21 protein-coding genes and 4 tRNA genes are annotated in these 22,066 nt (G+C 59.6%); 17 read left to right on the top strand and 8 right to left on the bottom strand.

Annotation, left to right across the window (positions count from 1 at the left end; genetic code table 11):
• Positions 1–60 precede the first annotated feature (60 nt).
• Both V6Z53_RS10450 and V6Z53_RS10455 read left to right on the top strand, forming a co-directional pair.
• Positions 61–2,706, top strand: a complete 2,646-nt coding sequence (locus tag V6Z53_RS10450) for a sensor histidine kinase KdpD (RefSeq protein ID WP_338585423.1) — start codon at positions 61–63, stop codon at positions 2,704–2,706.
• A gap of 68 nt (positions 2,707–2,774) precedes the next feature.
• Entirely contained in the window at positions 2,775–3,473 is a 699-nt protein-coding gene (locus tag V6Z53_RS10455) for a response regulator (RefSeq protein ID WP_338585424.1), read from the top strand.
• 139 nt (positions 3,474–3,612) lie between these two features.
• Here V6Z53_RS10455 and V6Z53_RS10460 read toward each other — a convergent pair whose 3' ends face one another.
• The gene (locus V6Z53_RS10460; RefSeq protein ID WP_338585425.1) at positions 3,613–4,653 is read right to left on the bottom strand and encodes a patatin-like phospholipase family protein; all 1,041 of its coding nucleotides are present in this window, start codon (positions 4,651–4,653) and stop codon (positions 3,613–3,615) included.
• Between the two features lie 221 nt (positions 4,654–4,874).
• On the opposite strand from V6Z53_RS10460, the gene V6Z53_RS10465 reads away from it, so the two are divergent.
• From V6Z53_RS10465 to V6Z53_RS10475, 3 genes are all read left to right on the top strand, one after another.
• Positions 4,875–5,153 (top strand): hypothetical protein, encoded by a 279-nt coding sequence (locus V6Z53_RS10465; RefSeq protein ID WP_338585426.1) that lies wholly within the window; start codon positions 4,875–4,877, stop codon positions 5,151–5,153.
• A 46-nt stretch (positions 5,154–5,199) separates the two neighbouring features.
• Positions 5,200–5,967 (top strand): CHAD domain-containing protein, encoded by a 768-nt coding sequence (locus V6Z53_RS10470; RefSeq protein ID WP_338585427.1) that lies wholly within the window; start codon positions 5,200–5,202, stop codon positions 5,965–5,967.
• 241 nt (positions 5,968–6,208) lie between these two features.
• Positions 6,209–7,006, top strand: a complete 798-nt coding sequence (locus V6Z53_RS10475) for a thioesterase family protein (RefSeq protein WP_338585428.1) — start codon at positions 6,209–6,211, stop codon at positions 7,004–7,006.
• Here the strand turns inward: V6Z53_RS10475 and V6Z53_RS10480 are convergent, their stop codons facing one another.
• Both V6Z53_RS10480 and V6Z53_RS10485 read right to left on the bottom strand, forming a co-directional pair.
• Positions 7,007–7,372 (bottom strand): Mpo1-like protein, encoded by a 366-nt coding sequence (locus V6Z53_RS10480; protein ID WP_338585429.1) that lies wholly within the window; start codon positions 7,370–7,372, stop codon positions 7,007–7,009.
• 127 nt (positions 7,373–7,499) lie between these two features.
• Positions 7,500–8,039, bottom strand: a complete 540-nt coding sequence (locus V6Z53_RS10485) for a TetR/AcrR family transcriptional regulator (protein ID WP_338585430.1) — start codon at positions 8,037–8,039, stop codon at positions 7,500–7,502.
• Between the two features lie 152 nt (positions 8,040–8,191).
• On the opposite strand from V6Z53_RS10485, the gene V6Z53_RS10490 reads away from it, so the two are divergent.
• From V6Z53_RS10490 to V6Z53_RS10500, 3 genes are all read left to right on the top strand, one after another.
• Positions 8,192–9,388, top strand: a complete 1,197-nt coding sequence (locus tag V6Z53_RS10490) for an MFS transporter (protein WP_338585432.1) — start codon at positions 8,192–8,194, stop codon at positions 9,386–9,388.
• Between the two features lie 119 nt (positions 9,389–9,507).
• Positions 9,508–10,656 (top strand): TDT family transporter, encoded by a 1,149-nt coding sequence (locus V6Z53_RS10495; RefSeq protein WP_338585433.1) that lies wholly within the window; start codon positions 9,508–9,510, stop codon positions 10,654–10,656.
• Between the two features lie 98 nt (positions 10,657–10,754).
• The gene (locus V6Z53_RS10500; RefSeq protein ID WP_338585434.1) at positions 10,755–12,629 is read left to right on the top strand and encodes an MFS transporter; all 1,875 of its coding nucleotides are present in this window, start codon (positions 10,755–10,757) and stop codon (positions 12,627–12,629) included.
• A 96-nt stretch (positions 12,630–12,725) separates the two neighbouring features.
• On the opposite strand, the gene sugE is transcribed toward V6Z53_RS10500, so the two are convergent.
• The 3 genes from sugE to rdgC form a co-directional block, all read right to left on the bottom strand.
• Complete coding sequence (sugE, locus tag V6Z53_RS10505; RefSeq protein WP_027922462.1) at positions 12,726–13,040, bottom strand: quaternary ammonium compound efflux SMR transporter SugE; 315 nt, start codon at positions 13,038–13,040, stop codon at positions 12,726–12,728.
• Between the two features lie 118 nt (positions 13,041–13,158).
• Entirely contained in the window at positions 13,159–14,124 is a 966-nt protein-coding gene (locus tag V6Z53_RS10510; RefSeq protein WP_338585435.1) for a bile acid:sodium symporter family protein, read from the bottom strand.
• 155 nt (positions 14,125–14,279) lie between these two features.
• Positions 14,280–15,200, bottom strand: a complete 921-nt coding sequence (gene rdgC, locus V6Z53_RS10515; protein ID WP_008060875.1) for a recombination-associated protein RdgC — start codon at positions 15,198–15,200, stop codon at positions 14,280–14,282.
• Positions 15,201–15,359: 159 nt separating this feature from the next.
• On the opposite strand from rdgC, the gene V6Z53_RS10520 reads away from it, so the two are divergent.
• The 4 genes from V6Z53_RS10520 to V6Z53_RS10535 all read left to right on the top strand — a co-directional run bounded on the left by V6Z53_RS10520 (position 15,360) and on the right by V6Z53_RS10535 (position 15,897).
• Positions 15,360–15,435: transfer RNA gene (locus tag V6Z53_RS10520), tRNA-Val, on the top strand.
• A 19-nt stretch (positions 15,436–15,454) separates the two neighbouring features.
• Positions 15,455–15,531: transfer RNA gene (locus V6Z53_RS10525), tRNA-Asp, on the top strand.
• Positions 15,532–15,729: 198 nt separating this feature from the next.
• Positions 15,730–15,805, top strand: a tRNA-Val gene (locus V6Z53_RS10530).
• 15 nt (positions 15,806–15,820) lie between these two features.
• Positions 15,821–15,897 (top strand) — tRNA-Asp (locus V6Z53_RS10535).
• Positions 15,898–16,036: 139 nt separating this feature from the next.
• Here V6Z53_RS10535 and V6Z53_RS10540 read toward each other — a convergent pair.
• Complete coding sequence (locus V6Z53_RS10540; protein WP_338585436.1) at positions 16,037–17,173, bottom strand: catalase family protein; 1,137 nt, start codon at positions 17,171–17,173, stop codon at positions 16,037–16,039.
• A gap of 28 nt (positions 17,174–17,201) precedes the next feature.
• Positions 17,202–19,004 carry a di-heme-cytochrome C peroxidase gene (locus V6Z53_RS10545; RefSeq protein ID WP_338585437.1) on the bottom strand — a complete coding sequence of 601 codons (1,803 nt, stop codon included), beginning with the start codon at positions 19,002–19,004 and terminating at the stop codon, positions 17,202–17,204.
• A gap of 269 nt (positions 19,005–19,273) precedes the next feature.
• Here V6Z53_RS10545 and V6Z53_RS10550 point away from each other — a divergent pair, with 269 nt between their 5' ends.
• From V6Z53_RS10550 to V6Z53_RS10570, 5 genes are all read left to right on the top strand, one after another.
• Positions 19,274–19,987: an FKBP-type peptidyl-prolyl cis-trans isomerase gene (locus V6Z53_RS10550; RefSeq protein WP_338585439.1), complete on the top strand. Its 714-nt coding sequence runs from the start codon at positions 19,274–19,276 to the stop codon at positions 19,985–19,987.
• 294 nt (positions 19,988–20,281) lie between these two features.
• Positions 20,282–20,737: a DUF1232 domain-containing protein gene (locus tag V6Z53_RS10555; RefSeq protein WP_338585440.1), complete on the top strand. Its 456-nt coding sequence runs from the start codon at positions 20,282–20,284 to the stop codon at positions 20,735–20,737.
• 114 nt (positions 20,738–20,851) lie between these two features.
• Positions 20,852–21,193: a helix-turn-helix transcriptional regulator gene (locus V6Z53_RS10560; RefSeq protein ID WP_338585441.1), complete on the top strand. Its 342-nt coding sequence runs from the start codon at positions 20,852–20,854 to the stop codon at positions 21,191–21,193.
• The gene (locus V6Z53_RS10565; protein WP_007945207.1) at positions 21,190–21,561 is read left to right on the top strand and encodes a hypothetical protein; all 372 of its coding nucleotides are present in this window, start codon (positions 21,190–21,192) and stop codon (positions 21,559–21,561) included. Before V6Z53_RS10560 ends, V6Z53_RS10565 begins: the two co-directional genes overlap by 4 nt.
• Positions 21,562–21,969, top strand: coding sequence for a sel1 repeat family protein (locus V6Z53_RS10570; protein WP_338585443.1), 408 nt, complete (start codon positions 21,562–21,564; stop codon positions 21,967–21,969).
• Positions 21,970–22,066 lie beyond the last annotated feature (97 nt).

Raw genomic sequence — 22,066 nt, forward strand, 5'->3', positions numbered from 1 at the left:
GCGTCCTGGGCGGCATTCCCACGCATAGCGTGGGAACGATCATTTGAGAGAATTTAAAGCATGAGCGACTCCGGCCGCGCCGACGCGCTGTTAGCAGACCTGCCCCGCGATGGCCGTGGCCGGCTCAAGGTATTTCTCGGCGCCGCGCCGGGTGTCGGCAAGACCTACGCCATGCTGCAAGCGGCTCATACCCAGTTGCGCCAAGGGGTGAAAGTCATCGCCGGCGTCGTCGAAACCCACGGCCGCGCCGAAACCGAAGCGCTGCTCAGCGGCTTGCCCCAACAAGCTTTGGTGCGCTCGGAATACCGAGGCGTCGAGCTTGAGGAAATGGACCTCGACGGCCTGCTCGTGGCCAAACCGAAACTGGTGCTGGTAGACGAACTGGCCCACACCAACGCGCCCGGCAGCCGTCACGAAAAGCGCTGGCAAGACATTCAGGAATTGCTCGCCGCCGGCATCGACGTGTACACCACGGTCAACGTCCAGCACCTGGAAAGTCTCAACGATCAGGTGCGCGGAATTACCGGCGTGCAGGTTCGCGAAACCCTGCCGGACTGGGTGCTGCAAGAAGCCTATGAACTGCTATTGATCGACCTGCCGCCGCGTGAGCTGCTGGAGCGTCTGCGCGATGGCAAGGTCTACGTGCCGGAGCAGGCGCGGGCGGCCATCGACGCGTTTTTTTCCCAGACCAACCTGACGGCCCTGCGCGAACTGGCGATGCAAACCGCGGCGGCCCAGGTCGATAACGATCTGGCCCAGGGCTACCGACAGTTGGGGCAGGCAGCGCCAGCCGTTCGCGGGCGTTTGCTGGTAGGTGTCGATGGCGATGCCCAGGCCGAACGCCTTGTCCGCCACGCCTGTCGCGTCGCTCAGCGTCGGCATCTGCCATGGAGCCTGGTGCACGTGGACAACGGCAGTGTGCGTGACGAGCAGTCGCGCCTGCGTTTGCAACGCGCGCAGCAATTGGCCGAACGTTTGGGTGGCGAAGTGGTGTTGCTGCGGGCCGGTGAAGTAGCGAAAACCCTGATTCAGCATGCCGCCGAGCGTCGTGCCAGCTTGGTGCTGGTGGGCCAGTCCCGACCGAGTTTGCGTCGCCGACTGTTCGGCGGCGGGCTGGCGGCGCGGCTGCTGCGCACTGCTCGCGGGCTGGAAATCAACGTCCTCGACAGCGATCACGAAGAGAATCAGCCACGCCAGCGTTCGATGCAATCGCTGGTGTGGTTCGACTACGCCTTGGCGGTGGTGGCGACGATTCTGGCTTCCGCGCTGGCCTGGGCCGTGGCAAAAACTCTACCGCTACCCAACATCTCGCTGGTGTTCCTCGCCGCCGTATTGCTGGTGGCGGTGCGCAGCAGTCTGGGGCCGGCGCTGGTCTGTGCGGCGTTGTCGTTTCTGACCTACGACTTCCTGTTCATTCCACCGAATTTTTCCTTCAGCATCCAGCGCGAAGAAGACGTGCTGACCTTGCTGTTCTTCCTGCTGATGGCGGCCCTTACCGGTAACCTCGCGGCGCGGCAGCGGCGGCAATTGCAGGCCCTGCGCGATACCCAGGAAGAAACCACCGAACTGCTCGACCTGTCGCGCAAACTCACCGCCGCCACCGACCGCCAGGCTGTGATCAGTGCAGCGGCGCACCACCTCGAAGGCTGGAGCGATCTGCAACTGTGCCTTCTCAATCGCGATGGTCCAAGTGGCTGGAAAGTCGAAACCGGCGGCCCGCTGGAGTTCTCCGAAGCGGAACGTGCCGCCGCCGATTGGGCTTGGCAGCACGATCAACCGGCCGGCGCCGGCACCGGTACTTTGCCGTTCGGGCGTTGGTGGTGGTGGCCGCTGACCGTGGAGGATGGACCGCTGGCGCTCCTCGGCGTGTGTGCCAGGGAAGGCCAGACCTTGAGCGGTCAGCGTCGACGTTTGTTGACCGCGTTGAGTCAGCCGCTGGCCCAGGCGCTGGCCCGCGCGCAGTTGGCCGATGATCTGGAAGCGGCGCGGCTGCACGGCGAAACCGAGCAACTGCGCAGTGCCTTGCTGGCGTCGGTGTCCCACGATTTGCGCACGCCGCTGACCTCCATGCGCGGCAGCATCGACAGTCTGTTGGCCCTCGGTGAAGCGATCCCGCTGGCGGATCGTCGCGAACTGCTCGAAGGCACCCGCGATGAAGCCGAACGGCTCGATCGCTACATTCAAAACCTGCTGGACATGACCCGGCTCGGTCACGGCGCGCTGAAGCTGGCGCGAGACTGGGTATCGCCGGCGGATATTGTCGGCAGTGCGCTCAATCGCCTGCGTGCGGTACTGGCGCCGTTGCAGGTCAGCACCGAAGTACCGGCAGAATTGCCGCTGCTGTTCGTCCACGCTGCGCTGATCGAGCAGGCGCTGATCAACGTGATGGAAAACGCCGCGCGTTTTTCGCCATCCCATGGGCGTTTGCAACTGCGCGCGGGGGCCGATGACAGTGAGTTGTTTTTTTCGGTGAGCGATGAAGGACCGGGGATTCCGGAGTCGGAACGGTCGAAGATTTTCGACATGTTCTACACCGCTGCGCGCGGTGATCGTGGCGGGCAGGGCACCGGGCTGGGATTGGCGATCTGTCAGGGCATGGTCGGCGCCCATGGCGGGCGGATCAGCGTCGCCGACGGCATCGAAGGGCGCGGCACCTGCATCACCTTGCACCTGCCTTTGCAGGCTCAGCCAGCCTTTGAAAATTAATGGCCGAAAGTGAAGCCTGATCGTGCGTGCGTTACTCTCTAGCCACCTCTTTGTGTTGACGTGAATTCATGAGCCAGACCGCGACCATTTTGGTCATCGACGACGAACCGCAGATCCGCAAATTCCTGCGTATCAGCCTTGCTTCCCAAGGCTACAAAGTGCTGGAGGCCGGCACCGGCACCGAGGGGCTGGCCCAGGCTGCGTTGAACAAACCGGATTTGCTGGTGCTCGACCTCGGCTTGCCGGACATGGACGGTCAGCAAGTGCTGCGCGAGTTCCGCGAGTGGTCGACGGTGCCGGTGCTGGTGCTTTCTGTACGTGCCGGCGAAGGGCAGAAAGTCGAGGCGCTGGATGGCGGCGCCAATGACTACGTGACCAAGCCTTTCGGCATTCAGGAGTTCCTGGCGCGGATACGTGCGCTGTTGCGTCAGGCACCGATGGGCGAGGCCCAGCAAGCGGCGTTGACCTTCGGCCCGCTGACGGTGGACCTGGCCTATCGCCGGGTATTGCTCGAAGGTGTCGAAGTCGCGCTGACCCGCAAGGAATACGCAGTGCTGGCGCAGCTCGCGCGACATCCCGGGCGGGTCATCACCCAGCAACAATTGCTCAAGGACATCTGGGGACCGACCCATACCGAAGACAGTCACTACCTGCGGATCGTGGTCGGGCACTTGCGGCAGAAACTGGCGGATGATCCGACCCAGCCGCGGTTTATCGTGACGGAGGCTGGGGTGGGGTATCGGTTGTTGAGTGAGGGCGGTTTTTAGTTTTGTGCTGAATGATCTGGCCCCATCGCGGGCAAGCCTTGCTCCTACGGATTTTCGGCATTCGCACGTTTTGTGAACGACGCTAATCCGTAGGAGCAAGGCTTGCCCGCGATGGGGGCCTCACATTCACCCGAGAACTTCAAGAATCCCGCTCATTCTCATACCGATCCATCGTATCCCGCGCAATCTCCCGCCCCAGCGCGATCAACTCCGGCGCCTTGTAAAACTCGAAAAACCGGCACACCCGCTTCGGCACGTTGATCAAAACGTCCGGCGGATACCCGGCAATCTTGTACTGCGCCAACGAAGTCTGCATCACTTCGAAACTCTGGTTGATCAAGTCCAGCAAGGACGCCGGGCCGACGTTGTCGATAATGAACGACCCGGTGGCGGACTTCGGCGCGCCTTCGCGTTCCGGGGCCGCAGCCGGTTGCTGGGCTTCCGGTGCGGCGGATTCGACCCACGGGTTGATCTCGGCCGCTTCGGCCATCAACGCTTCTTTCTCCAACAACAGCAATTGCTCGGCCTGTTTGCGCCGGAATGGCATCTTCGAACCGAGGGAATTGAGCAGGCTGTTGAAACGGCTTTTGAACGCCGCAGGGCGCTGGATCACCGGCAGTTGATAGTGGCGCTGGTTGGTGGAGTTGAGGTTGACCGCGATGATCAGATCGCAATGACTCGATACCACCGGCACGATCGGCAACGGGTTGAGAATGCCGCCGTCAACCAGCATGCGATTGCCCTGCATCACCGGCGTAAACAGGCTGGGAATCGCCGCCGAGGCGCGCATCGCCTGGTGCAGGCAACCTTCCTGGAACCAGATTTCCTGCTGGTTGGTCAGGTCGGTGGCCACAGCTGTGTACGGAATGCGCAGGTCTTCGATATTGATCTCGCCGACGATCTTGCGGATCTGTCCGAAGACCTTTTCCCCACGAATCGCCCCCAGGCGAAAACTGACATCCACCAGACGCAATACATCGAGGTAATCCAGACTCTCGATCCAGTCGCGATATTCATCGAGCTTGCCAGCGGCGTAGATCCCACCGACCACTGCCCCCATGGAACAACCGGCGATACAGGCGATATCGTAGCCACGCCGTTCAATCTCCTGGATAACGCCGATATGGGCATAACCCCGGGCTCCACCCGAGCCCAACACCAGTGCGACACGCTTTTTCATGAATCGCCCTCGTTTGAATGGTTCAACAATGCACCCATCGAGGGGCACGCTTCAATCGCCAAGGTCGCTCGGTACCGCGAACGCGTCGTTTTTTCGACACTTGTTGGCGGCGGATGGTTATTCTCGCCAGCGCTACAGTTTGCGCGGGCGATGGACGGCACTTTTCACGCGCCAGACCGTCCTACCTGCATGACTGTTTTCCTATCTTTGAGGAGTGAGTGATGAAAGCCTGGATCTGTGTGCCGCTGATTGCCCTGGCACTCGCCGGTTGCGCCGGTAAAACCGCTTATCGCGACAGCTGCGGTAGCAACCTCGATGCTGCATGGCACGAGCTGGACCTGGCCAAGGCCGAGGGTTTCGCCGGGAACGTCAGTTACTCCAAGGCCTTGTCGCTGCTGACCGCGGCCAAGACCCAACAGCAATTCGAAGGCTTCGAAGGTTGCACCAAAAAGGCCGAGAAGGCGCGCTTCTATATTCGTGAGTCACGCGCCGGCCGTTGAGGCATGATGCAGGGCTACAGGGGACATTCGACTCAGGGAGCAAGTGATGTCGGCATTGGTGGATCGGTTAGTGGCTCATGTCTTGGGCCTGGAAGTTCGAGTACTGGCCTGTCAGGCGCGATTGAGTGCGCGCATCGACCCTGAAGCCTTGCATGACCTGCGGACCACGGTGCGCCGTTTGCGCAGTCTGCTGCGGCCATTGCGCGGATTGCCCGGTGTCGAGCAGCTGGAAACGGCGGCCTCCGGCGTCGGCGACCTGACCACGCCGTGGCGCGATCGTGAAGTGTTGGCGGCTTACTTGCTAAAACACGACCAACCCGAAGCCGCTCAGCGCCGGTTAGCGCAGATGGCCGAGGCTTATCCGGCGGTCGCGACGAGTACCGAGCTCGCGCAATTGCTGGTCATCCTTGATGCCTTTCCACGTTTTTTGCGAGCCTCTCAACGTCAGGGTTTGCTCAAGGGATTGGGCAAGCGCATTGAGAAACGCCTGGGCAAACAGTGGAAGAAACTCGACGAAGCCCTGCACGATCCCGCCCATGACCGCCATCGTTTGCGCCTGCTGATCAAGCGCGTGCGCTATGGCATCGATGCCTATCCCGAACTGGATCGCTTGCCGAAAGCGGCGATGCCCCGATTGAAATCGGCACAGGGCGCTTTAGGCGACTGGCACGACTGCCTGCAATGGCTGGCCATTGCCGAGCAGGAAGCCGATTTACAACCGTGTGTCGCAGTCTGGCAAGCCACCATGGCCAAGGCCGAACAACGCGCCGACCGCGTGCTGGACAAGCTCAGCGCAGACTGCTTCAAATCCTGAGAACACCAAAAATCCAATGTGGGAGCGGGCTTGCTCGCGAAAGCGGTGTGTCAGTCAGAGTATATGTCGACTGATCCACCACTTTCGCAAGCAAGCCCGCTCCCACAATGGATCGCCTTTGATACTGGTATCAATGTTCCGCATGCGGCCCATCTGTCAGTCAATTTGGCCGGAATGTGCGCTGTACAGCCTTCGCCGGCTGGTTAAGATCCCTTCATCCTTTTCTGCTCCTGAGGTTTTCATGCGCTTCTCCGATCTGCTCGACGCCGTCCGCCGCCAGCCGCTGGAGTTGTCTATCCCGGCTTCTTGGGCGCAGGGCCGCGCCAGTTTCGGTGGTTTGGTGGCCGCTTTGCAGTACGAAGCCATGCGCGCAAAAGTCCCGGCGGATCGGCCGGTGCGTTCGCTGGCGATTACTTTCGTAGGACCTGTCGAGCCGGAAGTGCCGGTCAGTTTTGAAGTCGATGTGTTGCGCGAAGGCAAAGCCGTCAGTCAAGTGCTGGGGCGGGCGATGCAGAAGGGTCAGGTGGTGACGTTGATTCAGGGCAGCTTCGGCGCCTCGCGTCCCTCGGAAGTGGCGGTGAAATCAGAGCCCGCGCCCGAGATGAAGCATTGGGACGATTGCCAGGAACTGCCGTTCATAGAGGGCGTCATTCCGGAATTCATGCGGCACCTGGCGATGCGCTGGAGTGTCGGCGGCTTGCCGTTCTCCGGCAGTACGTCTCGCCAGATGGGGGGTTGGGTACGCTTGCGCGGTGATGTGAAGGAAGAGGCGGTCAGCGAGGCGCACATCCTCGCGCTGGTAGACGCCTGGCCTCCGGCCGTGATGCCGTTCCTGAAGAAACCGGCGATGGGCAGCACGCTGACCTGGACCATCGAGTTCGTGCAGCCGCTGCTGGAATTGAGCACGCTGGACTGGTGCAAATACCTTGTGGAAACCGAGCACGCCGCCGACGGCTACGGCCACGCTGCGGCCAAGATGTGGGACGCTGAAGGTCGATTGATTGCCATGAGCCGGCAAACGGTGACGGTGTTCGCCTGATCAATGACGGCGGTGGCGCTCACGCCAGGCGCGCCACCAGCCGCCACTGAGGAAAAACCTTGGGAAGGTCAGAAACTGCTCGACCAGCAGACGCGAGACGGCGTCTTTACGATCGCTGAACGGCTCGGAGGCTTCAACCTCTAGGCTATGACCATGACGCTGCAAACCGAGCGCGGCGATCACGCCGATGATGCCGATGGCGAAGTTCGCCAGATTCAGGCCGAACACCCCGGACACAATCAGCAAAAACGCCACGATGAACAGCGGCACGGCAATAAGGTGCAACACCAGATTGGTCGGGTGCTGGTGATTGTTCGGGTAGGCACGCCATTGCCAGGCGTGAAGGTTGGGGTGACGTTTGCCCATGATGCTGATCCTCAAGTCCATGTTGAACACATGCTTGAAGAATAGGCCCGCTAAATGCAGGCGGCGAATCGAGCTTGGCTATCGAAGTGATAGGCGCCATGGGCAATCTTGATGCTGGGGTCTGCCGCTATGGCTGACTCAACGCAATCTCGATCAACCGATGCAACTCCTCGGCCTCCAGCGGCGCCTCGGAAAACAGAATGCGAAACACGATAGGGGCCGCGACCAGGTTGATCAGTCGATCGACACCAGGCTTCGGCTGATCCGGATAACGATCGAGAATGACCTGCAACTGCCCGCCAATGATCGTCGCGCAGTAACTCGGCTTGAGGCTCGATTGCACGTCGCGCAGCATGTTGCGACCGGGCGCGGAGCTCATTTCGTCCAGATATTGCTCCGCCCAGGCGCGCACATCGCCATGCAGGCTGCCGGTGTTGGCCGATTCGGTTTCCGGTTGCATGCGGGCAAGCGCAACGTCCGCGAGCAACGCCGACAAATCACCCCAACGCCGATAAATGGTCGAGGGCGTAACACCGGCGCGCGCAGCGATCTGCGGCACCGTCACGCTGGCGCGGTCTTGCTCTTCGAGCAGTTCGCGCACAGCGGTATGAATTGATTCTTGTACCCGGGCACTGCGGCCACCGGGACGTAAAGTGGGAGCGGTCATCACGTGGTTCCTGTCTCGCGCCGGGATCTGTGTCGACAGAGCGCCGGTTCTGAAAAGCAATGCATCGGACCTTAACACAAAGAATTTGCTTTAAGCGCAAACCGGTAGCACACTCCGCAAAAGCAAAAAATTAGCTTTTGCGGAGATTTTCCATGTCCAGTTCCCATTCAAACCGTGCAAGCCTGTGGTTCCTGGCAATCACCTTGCTCAGTTTTCTGGCGGCTTCCACTGCGCCGACACCGTTGTATCAATTGTATCAAGAGCAACTGCAATTCTCGTCTGCCGTGCTGACCCTGATTTTCGGCGTGTACGCTCTCAGCCTGCTGGCGGCGCTATTGACGGTCGGTTCGCTCTCGGACTTTCTTGGACGCAAACCGGTGATCTTCACGGCAGTGATGCTCAATGCCGTGGCGATGCTGTTGTTCATCTACGCCGACAGCGTCACTTGGCTGCTCAGTGCCCGAGTACTGCAAGGCTTCGCCACCGGCATGGCGACTGCTGTGTTGAGTGCAACGCTGCTGGACACCGATCGCCAGCAAGGGCCGTTGATCAACAGCGTGGCCCCGTTGATCGGCATGGCGCTGGGCGGACTGGGATGCGGTTTGCTGGCGCAGTTTGCGCCGGCGCCGTTGCACTTGACCTATTGGCTACTGCTGGCTTTGTTCGCGATGCAGGCCGTGTACGTCTGGCGTTTGCCGGAGAGTGTCTCGTCACAGCCCGGTGCCTGGGCCTCGTTGCGGCCAACACTGCATGTACCGGTTCAGGCGCGTTCTACTTTGTGGCGAGTGCTGCCGCTTAACACTGCGACCTGGGCGCTCGGCGGTTTTTACGCTTCCCTGGCGCCATCCCTGGTGCGCACGGCGACTGGCTCGACGTCGAACCTGATCGGCGGCGCGACTGTCGCCGCACTGACTTTGACGGGCGCGTTGATGATCTACACGTTGCGCAATCGTGCCGCCGCCAGATCATTGCAGTTGGGAGCCAGCCTGCTGCCGATCGGCCTGATCCTCATTCTGTTGGGTGTGCACAGCGCCAGCCTGCCGCTGTTTTTCCTTGGCACCCTCATCGCCGGGTGTGGCTTTGGCGCCGGCTTCCTCGGTGCCGTACGCAGTCTGGTGCCACTGGCCTTGCCCCATGAACGGGCCGGGTTGATGTCGGCGTATTACGTGCTCAGTTATCTGGCGTTCTGCCTGCCGTCGCTGCTGGCCGGCAATCTCACGCACATCTTTGGGCTGGTCACCACTACCGATGGTTATGGTGCGGTGTTGATCATCCTGTCGCTCAGCGCCTTGATCGCGTTGATGCGCCAGCGCTCGGTCAGCGCTTGCAGCGCTACCGGACAGCCATAAAAAAGCGGGTTGCTGTTTGTATCTGCAAAATAGATAACAGTTAGAGATATTACCCGTTATATAGATATTCGATCCGGATCTATGATGGGCTCCACCTCACCAGAGGACAGGAGTTCGTCATGACATGCCCCAACGCCAAGCCCGGCATCAAACCTTTCAGTCACTTACAGCACCCGCGTGAGGTGATTCGCCAGTTCACTCCGAATTGGTTCGCCGCCACCATGGGCACCGGTGTGCTGGCCTTGGCGTTGGCGCAATTGCCCATCGGCAATTCCGTTTTGCACGGCATTGCCGAAGTCCTTTGGCTGTTCAATATCTTTCTGTTTCTGTTGTTCACGGCACTGTACGCGGCGCGTTGGCTGCTGTTTTTCGATGAGGCGCGGCGGATTTTCGGCCACTCTACGGTTTCGATGTTTTTCGGCACCATTCCCATGGGCCTGGCGACCATCATCAACGGCTTTCTGCTGTTCGGTTTGCCGCGCTGGGGAGAAGGCGTGATTCAACTGGCCGAGGTGCTGTGGTGGCTGGATGTGGCGATGTCGCTGGCGTGCGGGGTGCTGATTCCTTACATGATGTTCACCCGCCAGGAGCACAGTATCGACCAGATGACTGCCGTCTGGCTGCTGCCAGTGGTGGCAGCGGAAGTGGCCGCCGCCAGCGGTGGCTTGCTGGCGCCACACCTGGTTGATGCTCACTCGCAACTGGTGGTGCTGGTGACCAGCTATGTGCTCTGGGCATTTTCCCTGCCGGTGGCGTTCAGCATTCTGACGATTCTGCTGTTGCGCATGGCGCTGCACAAATTGCCCCACGAAAACATGGCCGCTTCCAGTTGGCTGGCATTGGGGCCGATCGGCACCGGTGCGCTGGGCATGTTGCTGTTGGGCGCCGACGCTCCGGCAATCTTCGCCGCGAATGGCATGGCGGGTATCGGTGAAATCGCTGCCGGGTTGGGTCTGGTTGCCGGTATCACCCTGTGGGGCTTCGGCTTGTGGTGGATGCTGATGGCGGTGTTGATCACCCTGCGTTATCTGCGCGCCGGCATACCTTTCAACCTTGGCTGGTGGGGCTTCACCTTTCCGTTGGGCGTCTATTCCCTGGCAACGCTGAAATTGGCCAGTACCTTGAACCTGACGTTTTTCGCGGTCTTCGGCTGCCTGCTGGTGGCATTGCTGGCGGTGATGTGGCTGATCGTCGGCAAGCGCACGCTGCAAGGCGCATGGCGCGGTGAGTTGTTTGTGTCGCCATGCATTGCAGGTTTGAAGAAATAACCTGCGAAGTTTAGGTAATGTGTGGCCTGGATCGACGATCGACATTCCAATCAAAGAACCCAGGCCACTCTTTACCCAACATCAGGGACACATGGACGATGAGTCACCCCTCACAATTCACCTTGCTGCGCACCCGGCGTTTCTTGCCGTTCTTCGTGACCCAGTCCCTCGGGGCATTCAACGACAACATCTTCAAGCAGTCGTTGATCCTCGCCATTTTGTACAAGCTCACCATCGACGGTGACCGTTCGATCTGGGTCAACCTGTGTGCGCTGCTGTTCATCCTGCCGTTCTTTCTGTTCTCGGCGCTGGCCGGGCAGTTCGGGGAAAAATTTGCCAAGGACGCCTTGATCCGTCTGATCAAACTCGGGGAAATCGTCATCATGGCGGTCGGCGCGGTCGGCTTCATGTTCGATCACCTGTCGCTGATGCTGTTGGCGCTGTTCGCCATGGGCACGCATTCGGCGCTGTTCGGGCCGGTGAAGTATTCGATCCTGCCGCAAGCGCTGCGTGAAGATGAGCTGGTGGGTGGCAACGGTCTGGTGGAGATGGGCACCTTCCTGGCGATCCTGGCCGGGACCATCGGTGCCGGGATCATGATGTCGTCCAGTCATTACGCGCCCGTGGTTTCTACCGCGATCATCGGCATCGCCGTGCTCGGTTACCTGGCCAGTCGCAGCATTCCGCGGGCAGCGGCGGCGACGCCGGAAATGCGCCTGAACTGGAATATTTTCAGCCAGTCGTGGGCCACGCTGAAACTTGGCCTGGGGCAGACTCCAGCGGTATCGCGCTCGATTGTCGGCAACTCATGGTTCTGGTTTGTCGGGGCGATTTATCTGACGCAGATCCCGGCGTATGCCAAGGAATGGATGCACGGCGACGAGACTGTGGTGACGCTGATTCTCACGGTGTTCTCGGTTGGTATCGCCGTGGGTTCCATGCTCTGCGAAAAACTGTCCGGGCGCAAAGTCGAAATCGGCCTGGTGCCGTTTGGTTCGTTTGGCCTGACCGTGTTCGGTTTGCTGCTGTGGTGGCATTCCGGCGGAATTCCGGACAGCGTCGCGGGGCACGGCTGGATCGAGATTCTCGGTTTCGGCCATACCTGGCTGGTGTTGCTCGACATCCTCGGACTCGGCGTGTTCGGTGGTTTCTACATCGTCCCGTTGTACGCGCTGATCCAGTCCCGCACTGCCGAGAACGAGCGGGCGCGGGTGATTGCCGCCAACAACATTCTCAACGCGTTGTTCATGGTGGTGTCGGCGATTGTCTCGATCATCCTGCTGAGCATGGCCAAGCTGTCGATCCCGCAGTTGTTCCTGGTGGTGTCGTTGCTCAACATCGGCGTCAACGCCTACATCTTCAAAATTGTCCCCGAGTTCACCATGCGTTTCATGATCTGGCTGCTCAGCCATTCCATGTACCGCGTGCAGCATCGCAATCTTGAATTGATACCGGACGAAGGCGCCGCGTTGCTGGTGTGCAACCACGTTTCGTTCGTCGATGCCTTGCTGATTGGTGGGGCGGTACGTAGGCCGATTCGCTTTGTCATGTACTACAAAATCTACAACCTGCCGGTGCTGAATTTTATCTTCCGTACAGCCGGGACGATTCCGATTGCGGGACGTCACGAAGACATCCAGATCTACGAAAAGGCCTTCACGCGCATTGCCCGGTATCTAAAGGACGGCGAACTGGTGTGCATTTTCCCCGAGGGCAAGTTGACGGCTGATGGCGAAATCAATGAGTTCAAGGGCGGGCTGACGCGGATTCTTGAAGAGACACCGGTGCCGGTGATTCCATTGGCTTTGCAGGGGTTGTGGGGGAGCTTCTTCAGCCGTGATCCAGGCAAAGGGTTGTTTCGCCGGTTGTGGTCGCGGGTGACGTTGGTGGCTGGGCCGGCTGTGGCGGTTGAGGTGGCGGAGCCGGCCAGGCTGCAGTCGCTGGTGGGCGAGTTGCGCGGGGCAATCAGGTAGTCGTTAGCTGTACCGGCCTCATCGCTAGCAGGCTAGCTCCCACAGGGGAATGCATTCCAATGTGGGAGCTAGCCTGCTAGCGATAGCGGTAGTGGCCTAAGCGCTGACCTTCAGCCCAACCAACCCGGCAATAATCAACGCCACACTGGCCAGTCGAAACAGTGCCATCGACTCACCAAACAGAATGATCCCGGCAATCACTGTGCCGACGGCGCCCACGCCAGTCCAGATCGCATAGGCCGTACCTAGTGGCAATTCCTTCATGGCAAGGCCCAGCAAGCCAAGGCTGATGGCCATGGCTGCAACGGTGAGGGCAGTGGGGAGTGGACGGCTGAAACCGTCGGTGTACTTCAGGCCGACAGCCCAGCCGACTTCGAACAGGCCGGCGAAAAACAGAATGATCCAGGACATGAAGACCTCCATCGATTGACGGGGTCGTCCCCAGATTAATGACTCGATCGAGCCGCGAGGTCGTCCCCGCGTTGCGCAATAGAGTGCCCAGCATTAACCCGGGGATCAAGTTTTTGAATCAGTCAGCGGCTTGCTGAGCCGCAATTTCGCGATCTTCTTTCTCGCTCATGCGTCGGAAATACGTCGAGAGCAGCGCCCCGGAAATATTGTGCCAGACGCTGAACAATGCGCTCGGTACCGCCGCCAGTGGTGAGAAATGCGCACTGGCCAGGGCGGCGCCCAAACCGGAGTTCTGCATGCCGACTTCCAGTGCCAGGGATTTGCGCTGGGCCAATGGCAGCTTGAATACGCGACCGGTGAAGTAACCCAGCAGGTAACCGAAGCTGTTGTGCAGCATGACCACAGCCATGATCAGCAGGCCGGATTCGGCGATCTTCGCCTGGCTGGCGGCGACCACGGCGGTGACGATGATCACGATGCTCACTACCGAGACCAGCGGCAGCACGTCCACCGCGTGACGCACCTTGTCGCCAAGCAGACGCTGGGCAACCACACCCAACACGATCGGCAGCAGCACCACTTGCAGGATCGACCAGAACAGCTCCATGAACGACACCGGCAACCAGGCCGAAGCCAGCAACCAGATCAAAGCCGGGGTCAGCAGCGGGGCGAGGAGGGTGGTCACGGCCGCGATGGCCACTGACAGCGCGAGATCGCCACGGGCGAGCCAGGTCATCACGTTCGACGACGTGCCGCTTGGGCAGCAGCCGACCAGGATCACGCCAACGGCGATTTCCGGGGGCAAATGGAACGCCTGGCAGAGCAACCACGCCACGCCGGGCATGATCACGAAATGCGCCACTACACCCAAAGCCACGCGCCACGGATGACGGGCGACTTCTGCGAAGTCTTCAAGCTTGAGGGTCAGGCCCATGCCGAACATCACCAGACCGAGCAGCGGTACGATGGCGCCTTTGAGGCCGATGAACCATGCCGGTTGCAGGAACGCCACGACGGCGAAAATCAGTACCCAGTAAGCGAAGGTGTTGCCGACAAAACGACTCAATGCAGCCAGTGCGCGCATGGCTTGTTCCTTGTTATGTGAAAGCGTAGGGAGCTAAGCATACGCTTCTCGCAAAAAAAGATCGCAGCCTGCGGCAGTTCTACATTGGAATGAATTTCCCTGTAGGAGCTGCCGCAGGCTGCGATCTTTTAAAGGTGCCGATTATCTGGGGAAAATCAGATCCCTTGCGGAGTCTCTTCCCCACCCAACGCTTCAACCAGCGCCGGCAGGAAGTCGCCGAAGGTCAGCATCATCAGGGTGAAGCTGGCATCCAGTTGGCCGAGGGCTTCGTCGCCACCGTCCTGTTCAGCCTGGTCTTGCAGCAAGTCTTCGAACTTCAGGCGCTTGACCACCATCTTGTCGTCGAGGACGAAAGACAGTTTGTCCTGCCAGGCCAGCGACAGCTGAGTGACCACTTTGCCGGTGCTCAGGTGCAGCTGGATTTCTTCGCTGGTCAGGTCCTGACGCTTGCAACGCACGATGCCGCCGTCTTCGTGGGTGTCACGCAGTTCGCACTCGTCCAGCACAAAGAAATCGTCCGCGGCTTTCTGGGTGGTGACCCATTCGGTCATGGTCGCGGTCGGCGACATTTTCACGGTCAACGGGCGTACCGGCAGGGTGCCGATTACTTCACGCAGAGTGGACAGCAAGTCTTCGGCGCGTTTCGGGCTGGCCGAGTTGACCAGGATCAGGCCCTGTTTCGGCGCGATGGCAGCGAAGGTCGACGAGCGACGGATAAAGGCACGCGGCAGGAACGCCTGGATGATTTCATCCTTGATCTGGTCGCGTTCCTTCTTATAGACCTTGCGCATCTGCTCGGCTTCGATCTCTTCGACCTTTTCCTTCACAGCGTCACGCACGACGCTGCCCGGCAGAATGCGTTCTTCCTTGCGCGCGCTGATCAGCAGGAAGTCACCGCTGACGTGTACCAGCGGCGCATCTTCGCCCTTGCCGAACGGTGCGACGAAACCGTAGGTGGTCAACTCCTGGCTTGCACATGGGCGCGCCAGTTTGGTGGCCAGTGCAGTTTCCAACGCCTCGGCATCAACAGGCAGATCTTGGGTCAGGCGATAGATAAGCAGGTTTTTGAACCACATGGGGTGAGTCTCTCCTTTATACAAAGGCGGGCATTATTGTCCTCCGTGTGCCATAGGCCAACCCTTCTCTAAGCCTTTGGAAGGCATCAGAAAATTAATTTAAAAAGTGCTTGCCAGAGGTAGGGTCGCTCCGTAGAATGCGCGCCACACCGAAGCGAAGGGTGATTAGCTCAGCTGGGAGAGCGTCTGCCTTACAAGCAGAATGTCGGCGGTTCGATCCCGTCATCACCCACCATTCGTTTCAAGTGTTACGCGCAGCGGTAGTTCAGTCGGTTAGAATACCGGCCTGTCACGCCGGGGGTCGCGGGTTCGAGTCCCGTCCGCTGCGCCATATTCGGTAACCTGGAACACTGAACGCCAGGTCACCACGGAAAAACCCGCTAAAGCGGGTTTTTTTCTGCCTCAAGTTTGACTGTTGTTCCTGCGGGATGCGTCGTTTCACCGGTTTTTAGGTTTTTTTGAAAAAACTTCAATTAAATCAACACTTTATAAAAACCTGTGGCATAATGTGCCCCGCAACGAAGGTAAAGGGTGATTAGCTCAGCTGGGAGAGCGTCTGCCTTACAAGCAGAATGTCGGCGGTTCGATCCCGTCATCACCCACCACTTTCAACGCTACGCGCAGCGGTAGTTCAGTCGGTTAGAATACCGGCCTGTCACGCCGGGGGTCGCGGGTTCGAGTCCCGTCCGCTGCGCCATATTCGGTAACCTGGAACACTGAACGCCAGGTCACCACACAGAAAGCCCGCTTAGTGCGGGCTTTTTGCTGTCTGGAGTTTGGCTTTTTACGCCAGACTTCATGAGAGAGCGCCCTTCGAGGCGCTTTTTTTTCTGAGGTTACTGCCCGGCGTTGCGCGCGTGGCGGTAATCTCTGACGGCTTCGTAAACGGCTTTGCGCAGGCGGTTGATGCCGCCGATCGGGCGATGCGCTTCAAGTCCGAACCACGGGTTGAAGGACTGGTTGTCGCATTGCAGATTCAGCGCCGGCGTATCGAAATCCTGTGCCGGTACTTTGATCCGCGCCACGGTCTGGAACGGCGCATCGCTCTCGCGCCACTCAATACTGGTGTCTTCGATCGGCATGTACTTGTTCGCGTCCTGGCGCTGGATCTGCAGGACAAAGCATGCGGGCACCCGATCAGTCGACAACTGCTGGTTCAGCGCGCTGCGCAGGAAGTTAGGCAACTTCTGGTTTTGCGCGGGCAGGTTGTACGCCGGGCAGCTTTCCGGGTCGGGCATCACGCGAAACTTGGCATTGGCCTCACCGAATTTGTACGGCGAAACCGAAAAATAGGTGGTCTGGGTCGGGCTCGACGGAGCAGGGGACAGCGTCGCCAGGGCGATAAACAGGTGACGAACCTGCCAGCTACGCGGATCCCAGCCCGGAAAGAACGCCATTATCTTCTTACCATCCGCTTGGGCGGCGACGTTCTGACGATACTCGGCGACATCGCTGACAAAAAAGTTCGGATGGCTGAACATCACGAAGTCCTGTTCGCCTCGTTGCTGCTGATCGCTCAGCAGTTGCTTGCCCGGCACATCGAGCAGCTTTATCGCCATACCCCGGGCATCGCGGATGCTGTCGAACTGTGGATAAGCGTTGCCGTTGGACAGGCGCATCGTCGCCTTCCAGGTTTTACCGGGCTCGCTGAACACACCTTGACGCAATTCACCCGCCAACTCGGGCAACACCTGCACTTCGGCTTTCACGCAACCGTGGGCCTTGGCATGGGCATCGCGCAGATAGCGGGTGCTTTCGCGGTGTTGGTCGACGATACGCACGGCGGTCTGAATGATGTCTTGAGTCATCGCCGCTTCGCCGTCCGGGATCAGTTCTTGCGCTGATACCGATTCACGGTGTTGCCAGGCAAACCACGCCGTGGCCAGCGCCCAGCCGAGAAGCCCAAGCGCCAACAACCACAGCAGCGTCTTGCCGAGAAAAGCGCCCAGGCGTAGCCAGAGGGTCTTCAACATTCGGAAATCCTTTCGCTAATAAGCAGAGTCATGGCAATTGCGACTCCAGCGGGCTGCCCAACACCTTCAGATACTCCAGCAATGCCCAGCGCTCCTGCGGTTGCAACAGGCGGCCGATCACGCCGTTGCCGAGCTTGCCGGAGCGGAATTCGTGACCGCTGTTGTGGTTGCCAGTGATGCGCGTGTCGAACAGGAAGCCGTTGGTAAAGGCTTCGGTGCGATAACCCAGGTGTTTCGGGTCGTACTCGAACGTGCCTTTGTAGAACGTCGTTGCGCGCTCATCCTGCGGCGAGAGCAATTGATAAATGCTTGGCACCGAACCGTTGTGCAGAAACGGCGCCGTTGCCCACACACCCGCCAGTGGTCGAGCCTTGTAGGTGCGCAGTTCCCTGACTCCGATCGACAGGCCGAAACCATCCATCTCCGGACGCTCGGCCGGGGTGATACCAGCCTCACGATAAGCGCGGTTTTCGACGAATGCGGTGACATACGCCAGCCCCTTGGCCACCGACATCTGGCTCATATCCAGCGGTTCGGTGGGCTTGGGATCGACATCCAGCTTTTCCAACTCCGCCTGATTCCATTGCAATGCCGTCAGGTCGAAGCGGTGGTCGGCGATATTGTTGGCGGCGCCGGGATCGGTACCGATGTGTTCCACCGGGATCATTTTCAGGTGTTGTACGTATCGGCCTTCGCCTTGCGTCACTCGGGGGACGTGGCAGCCGGCGCAGTTCTCGGCGAACAGTGCGCGGCCTTTGGCGGCCAGAGGCTTATCGATTGTCCCCAGCAATGTCTCTGGCCAGGCGGGTGGTTCGAGCCGTTGCAGGGTCTCTTCAATCAGGTGCAAATCGCGTACACGCACACTGGAGGGGTAACGGTCATCGCCCATCAGTGGCTGGCGGTTTTTGTCGAAGAAGTTAAGGGTGGCGCCGACGCCCAGGGCTTCACCGATATTGCGTGCCATCGGCTGCTGCGCCGAGCCGTTCCACTGCACCCAGTCGAAGGTCCACATGTCCCACAACTGCGGATAGTCCACGGGGGCATTGGCCACGCGGTAGTTGGCGGGGGAGATCGCATCGCCGAAGCTGGCGTTGGCAATGCGCCCGAAGGCGTCGGTACGTCCCGGGCCTTCTTCGGTCGGATAGAGTCCGCGATGGGTGTCGTTCCAGGCCACTTTCAGGAAGGTATCGAGGGAACCCTTGAACTCCTTGCGCAGTTGCTGGTGTCGGACGTCGTAATCAGCGCCCAGGACTGTGCGGGCGAAGCGTTCGAATTTCCATGGGTTGTAGTAAGTCGAGGCCAGACTCGCCACCAAGGCTTGTCCGAAACTGCCACCCTTGAGTGTAGGAACGCTGGCAGGCAAAACATGCTGTGCTGAACCGCCGTCGATACGCACGGCCTGACCTTTGAAGCGCAGCTCTCCGGTGTGGCAGGCGGCGCAGGTAATATCCAGAAACGTATCCGGGCTGCCGGGGTTCTGATGTCGGGCAAAACCCACGGGCAGGTTGCCGGGGTTGTTCGGCGTGGGTTTCTGGCCGGGATCGATCAGGAAGCCGAACCGCGCGAGGTATTCGGGGGCGGCGAAGCGCTGTTGCGAGAAGGGCAGTTCGAGCGCGGTGAACCAGTCGTAGCGCAAGCCTTTGACCTGAGTGCCCTGAGGCGTGAAGTAATATGCCTCGCGGTCGGCAGCGCTCCATTGCTCCAGGTAATGCACCTGTTGCGCGGGCGTCCAGAGCGGCAGTTTCGGGTTGGCGACGTAGTACAAAACCACGGCCAGGCCCAGCCCCAGCAGCACAATGATCAGAACCAGCAAGCGGAATAAGAGGCGCAAGATGAACATCCTTGTCGATTTGTTCTGCCGTTATGCCTGAGTCCCCGATAAGCGGCAAGTGGCCATTACGCCAGATGCCGTGGGACACGGAAGCGGCCTTCGTAAGAGGCAGATGACAGAAGTTTCATCATCCCCACCTGCAAAAGCGTTTAAACACCTGAACTTATCGGAAATCTCCGGCTCTCATGCCGGTAGCCATTGGTCGTGGCCGCCTGATAAGCTCGCGGCTTTACTCGATTGCCCTTTAGGCGCATGAACAAGGAAATAGCATGAAACAGCATCGGTTGGCGGCGGCGGTGGCCCTGGTAAGCCTGGTACTCGCGGGTTGCGATTCGCAGACCAGCGTAGAGCTGAAAACCCCGGCGCAGAAAGCTTCCTACGGCATTGGTCTGAACATGGGCAAGAGCCTGGCTCAGGAAGGCATGGATGATCTGGATTCCAAAGCCGTAGCCCAGGGCATCGAAGATGCCGTCGGCAAGAAAGAGCAGAAACTCAAAGACGAAGAGTTGGTTGAAGCGTTCGCCGCACTGCAAAAGCGTGCCGAAGAACGTATGGCCAAGATGAGCGAAGAGTCGGCAGCCGCTGGCAAGAAATTCCTCGAAGAAAACGCCAAGAAAGCTGGCGTCGTGACCACTGCTTCGGGCCTGCAGTACGAAGTGGAAAAGAAAGCTGATGGCGCTCAGCCGAAGCCGACTGACGTCGTGACCGTTCACTACACCGGCAAGCTGACCAATGGCACCGTATTCGACAGCTCCGTCGAGCGCGGCAGCCCGATCGATCTGCCGGTCAGCGGTGTGATCCCGGGTTGGGTCGAAGGCCTGCAACTGATGCACGTCGGCGAGAAGTACAAGTTGTACATTCCTAGCGAACTGGCTTACGGCGCGCAAAGCCCAAGCCCGGCAATCCCGGCCAACTCGGTGCTGGTATTCGACCTGGAACTGCTGGCGATCAAGGATCCATCCAAAGAAGACGCCGCCAAGTAATCCGCGTCTGCTTTGAAAACAACGCCCCGCTTATGCGGGGCGTTGTTGCATCTGGCGTCTGGCGCGGGTAAACAAAGCGAACAGATGCTGCCGGCTGGAGTCATAGCCATTGTGGGACCGTCGCTAACCGCGCCGGACCGGCAAGTCAATGAAATATTGGGTTTTTTTTTGATGAGTAAAAAACGCCCGATCTAAGCTCGGCCCTTGTATTACGGGGCTTTCAGACGTGAAAAGTAGCTCTGTTCACAAGGTTATCCACAATTTGTGTGGATAACATTTACATGGGAGTCATCCATGAAAGCACCCTGGAGTTTCGCTCGTTTCCTGCCACTGGCCGGACGCCTGCTCGCACGTGGGCGCTTGCCGACTTTGTTGTTCGCGGTGGCCAGCAAAGGTGCCAGCCAGGGTAACCGGTTGGGCAAACTCAAGGACGACTTGCGTCTGTTGCAGGCACTTTGTCTGGCGTACTGGCGTGGCGAGTACCGGGCCATCAGCCCCAAGGCGCTGATATCAGTCGTTGCCGGCCTGATGTATTTCCTCAGCCCGGTAGATGCAATTCCGGATTTCCTTCCGCTGTTCGGCATGATCGATGACATCGCCGTGCTGGCCTGGCTGATGAAAGTCCTCGACGATGAACTCAGCGCGTTCCGCGCCTGGCGCAAACGTCAGGTCCCGGAGAAGCTTGCGGTGGTCGAGCGCCTGCCTGATACGGCAGAGCAACTTCGCCTTCAGAGACCGAAAAAAAGCTGAGCCAATTCAGCCTCATTCTCAGATAGATAGCCCCCGCGACCTTAGCCGCTGTTAGGATTACACTTCTAGGGAAAAGTGCCGACTCGCTAAGTGTTGTTGTCCTACGGGGTAGTCATGGATATTCAGATAATTACACGCGAAGGCGAGCCCGAATATGCGGTTCTGCCATGGGCTCAGTATCAGGCTCTACTGAAAGCAGCAGGCATCAACGAAGCACCGTCGCGTCCGGCCCCAGCGCCGCTGGCGACAACTCAAGACCCGATTCTTCCAGGTCTTGATCAACTACGCAGTTTGCGCGAAGGGAAGGGCATCGCCATCGAAGCGCTCGCCCGCACGGTAGGCATCAGCCCGTCTTACCTGGCCATGATCGAAAGTGGCGAGCGTCTGCCCGACGCCGCGATTCGCCGCAGCCTGGCCTGGGAACTGACGGTGCCAGGGTGGAGGGATGAATCGTGAGCGTGCGCATCAGTCGTCATCATTGGGACGGATTGCTGGGCGAACTGGATCAGGCACGCCGTCAGCGTCACCTCCTGACTTATCGGGCGTTGCTGGAACGTTTGCAGTTGCCGACGCCAGCCATGCAAACCCTGACCGCAGCGCTTGAGCATCTGGCGGCACTGGACGCCAAGGCCGAGCAGCCGTTGCGCAGCTCGCTGGTGATAAGCCAAGGCGCGAGCCGCCTGCCTCGCACCGGTTTCTTTGAGTGTGTCGAGCGCCTCGGGCGGTTTTCCGGGCCGTCCGATGGTGTCGCTGCCGCTTCCTGGCATGCTTCGGAAGTGGTGCGGGTATTCGAATACGAGTACCCCGAGTCGGCAGAGGCTTGAGTGTTTTTTCGACTCAAGGCGCAGGCCAGTTACTGGTTGGCGCGTAGGCTGTTTCACTGGCAATGGTTTGTACGCCAACCGCGTGGCTGGAGCTGGCTGGAAGGTCAGTTCGCCCGTATGGCGAACCTGGGCGATGTCGGAGCCCAGAGCTTCTATGGCCACATCCTGACCTTTCGCGGTGTTGGGCTTGGCGCGCGAGAAGAAGGTGTTCGCCTGCTGCGTCTGGCGGCATTGGCCGGGGATGGCAAAGCGGCATACCAAGTAGGTGTGATCAGCCTCGCCGGGAGCCCGAGCAAGGCACCGGACCCGACTGAAGCGGTCAGGTTCTGGGAGATTGCCGTCAAGGCCGGGCACCCACTGGCTCAGATCAAACTGCAAGAGTTGGCATCTCGCGATTCTGCACAGTAAGTACCGACTTATCTGACAAAACAGCGTGGCGTAGGGACCGATCCCTACGCCACGTTTTCGTTTTAGCGAATCGCCCTACATCAACATCATCCTTGCC

The sequence above is a fragment of the Pseudomonas sp. MAG733B genome (genome assembly GCF_036884845.1).
Classification (GTDB): Bacteria; Pseudomonadota; Gammaproteobacteria; order Pseudomonadales; family Pseudomonadaceae; genus Aquipseudomonas.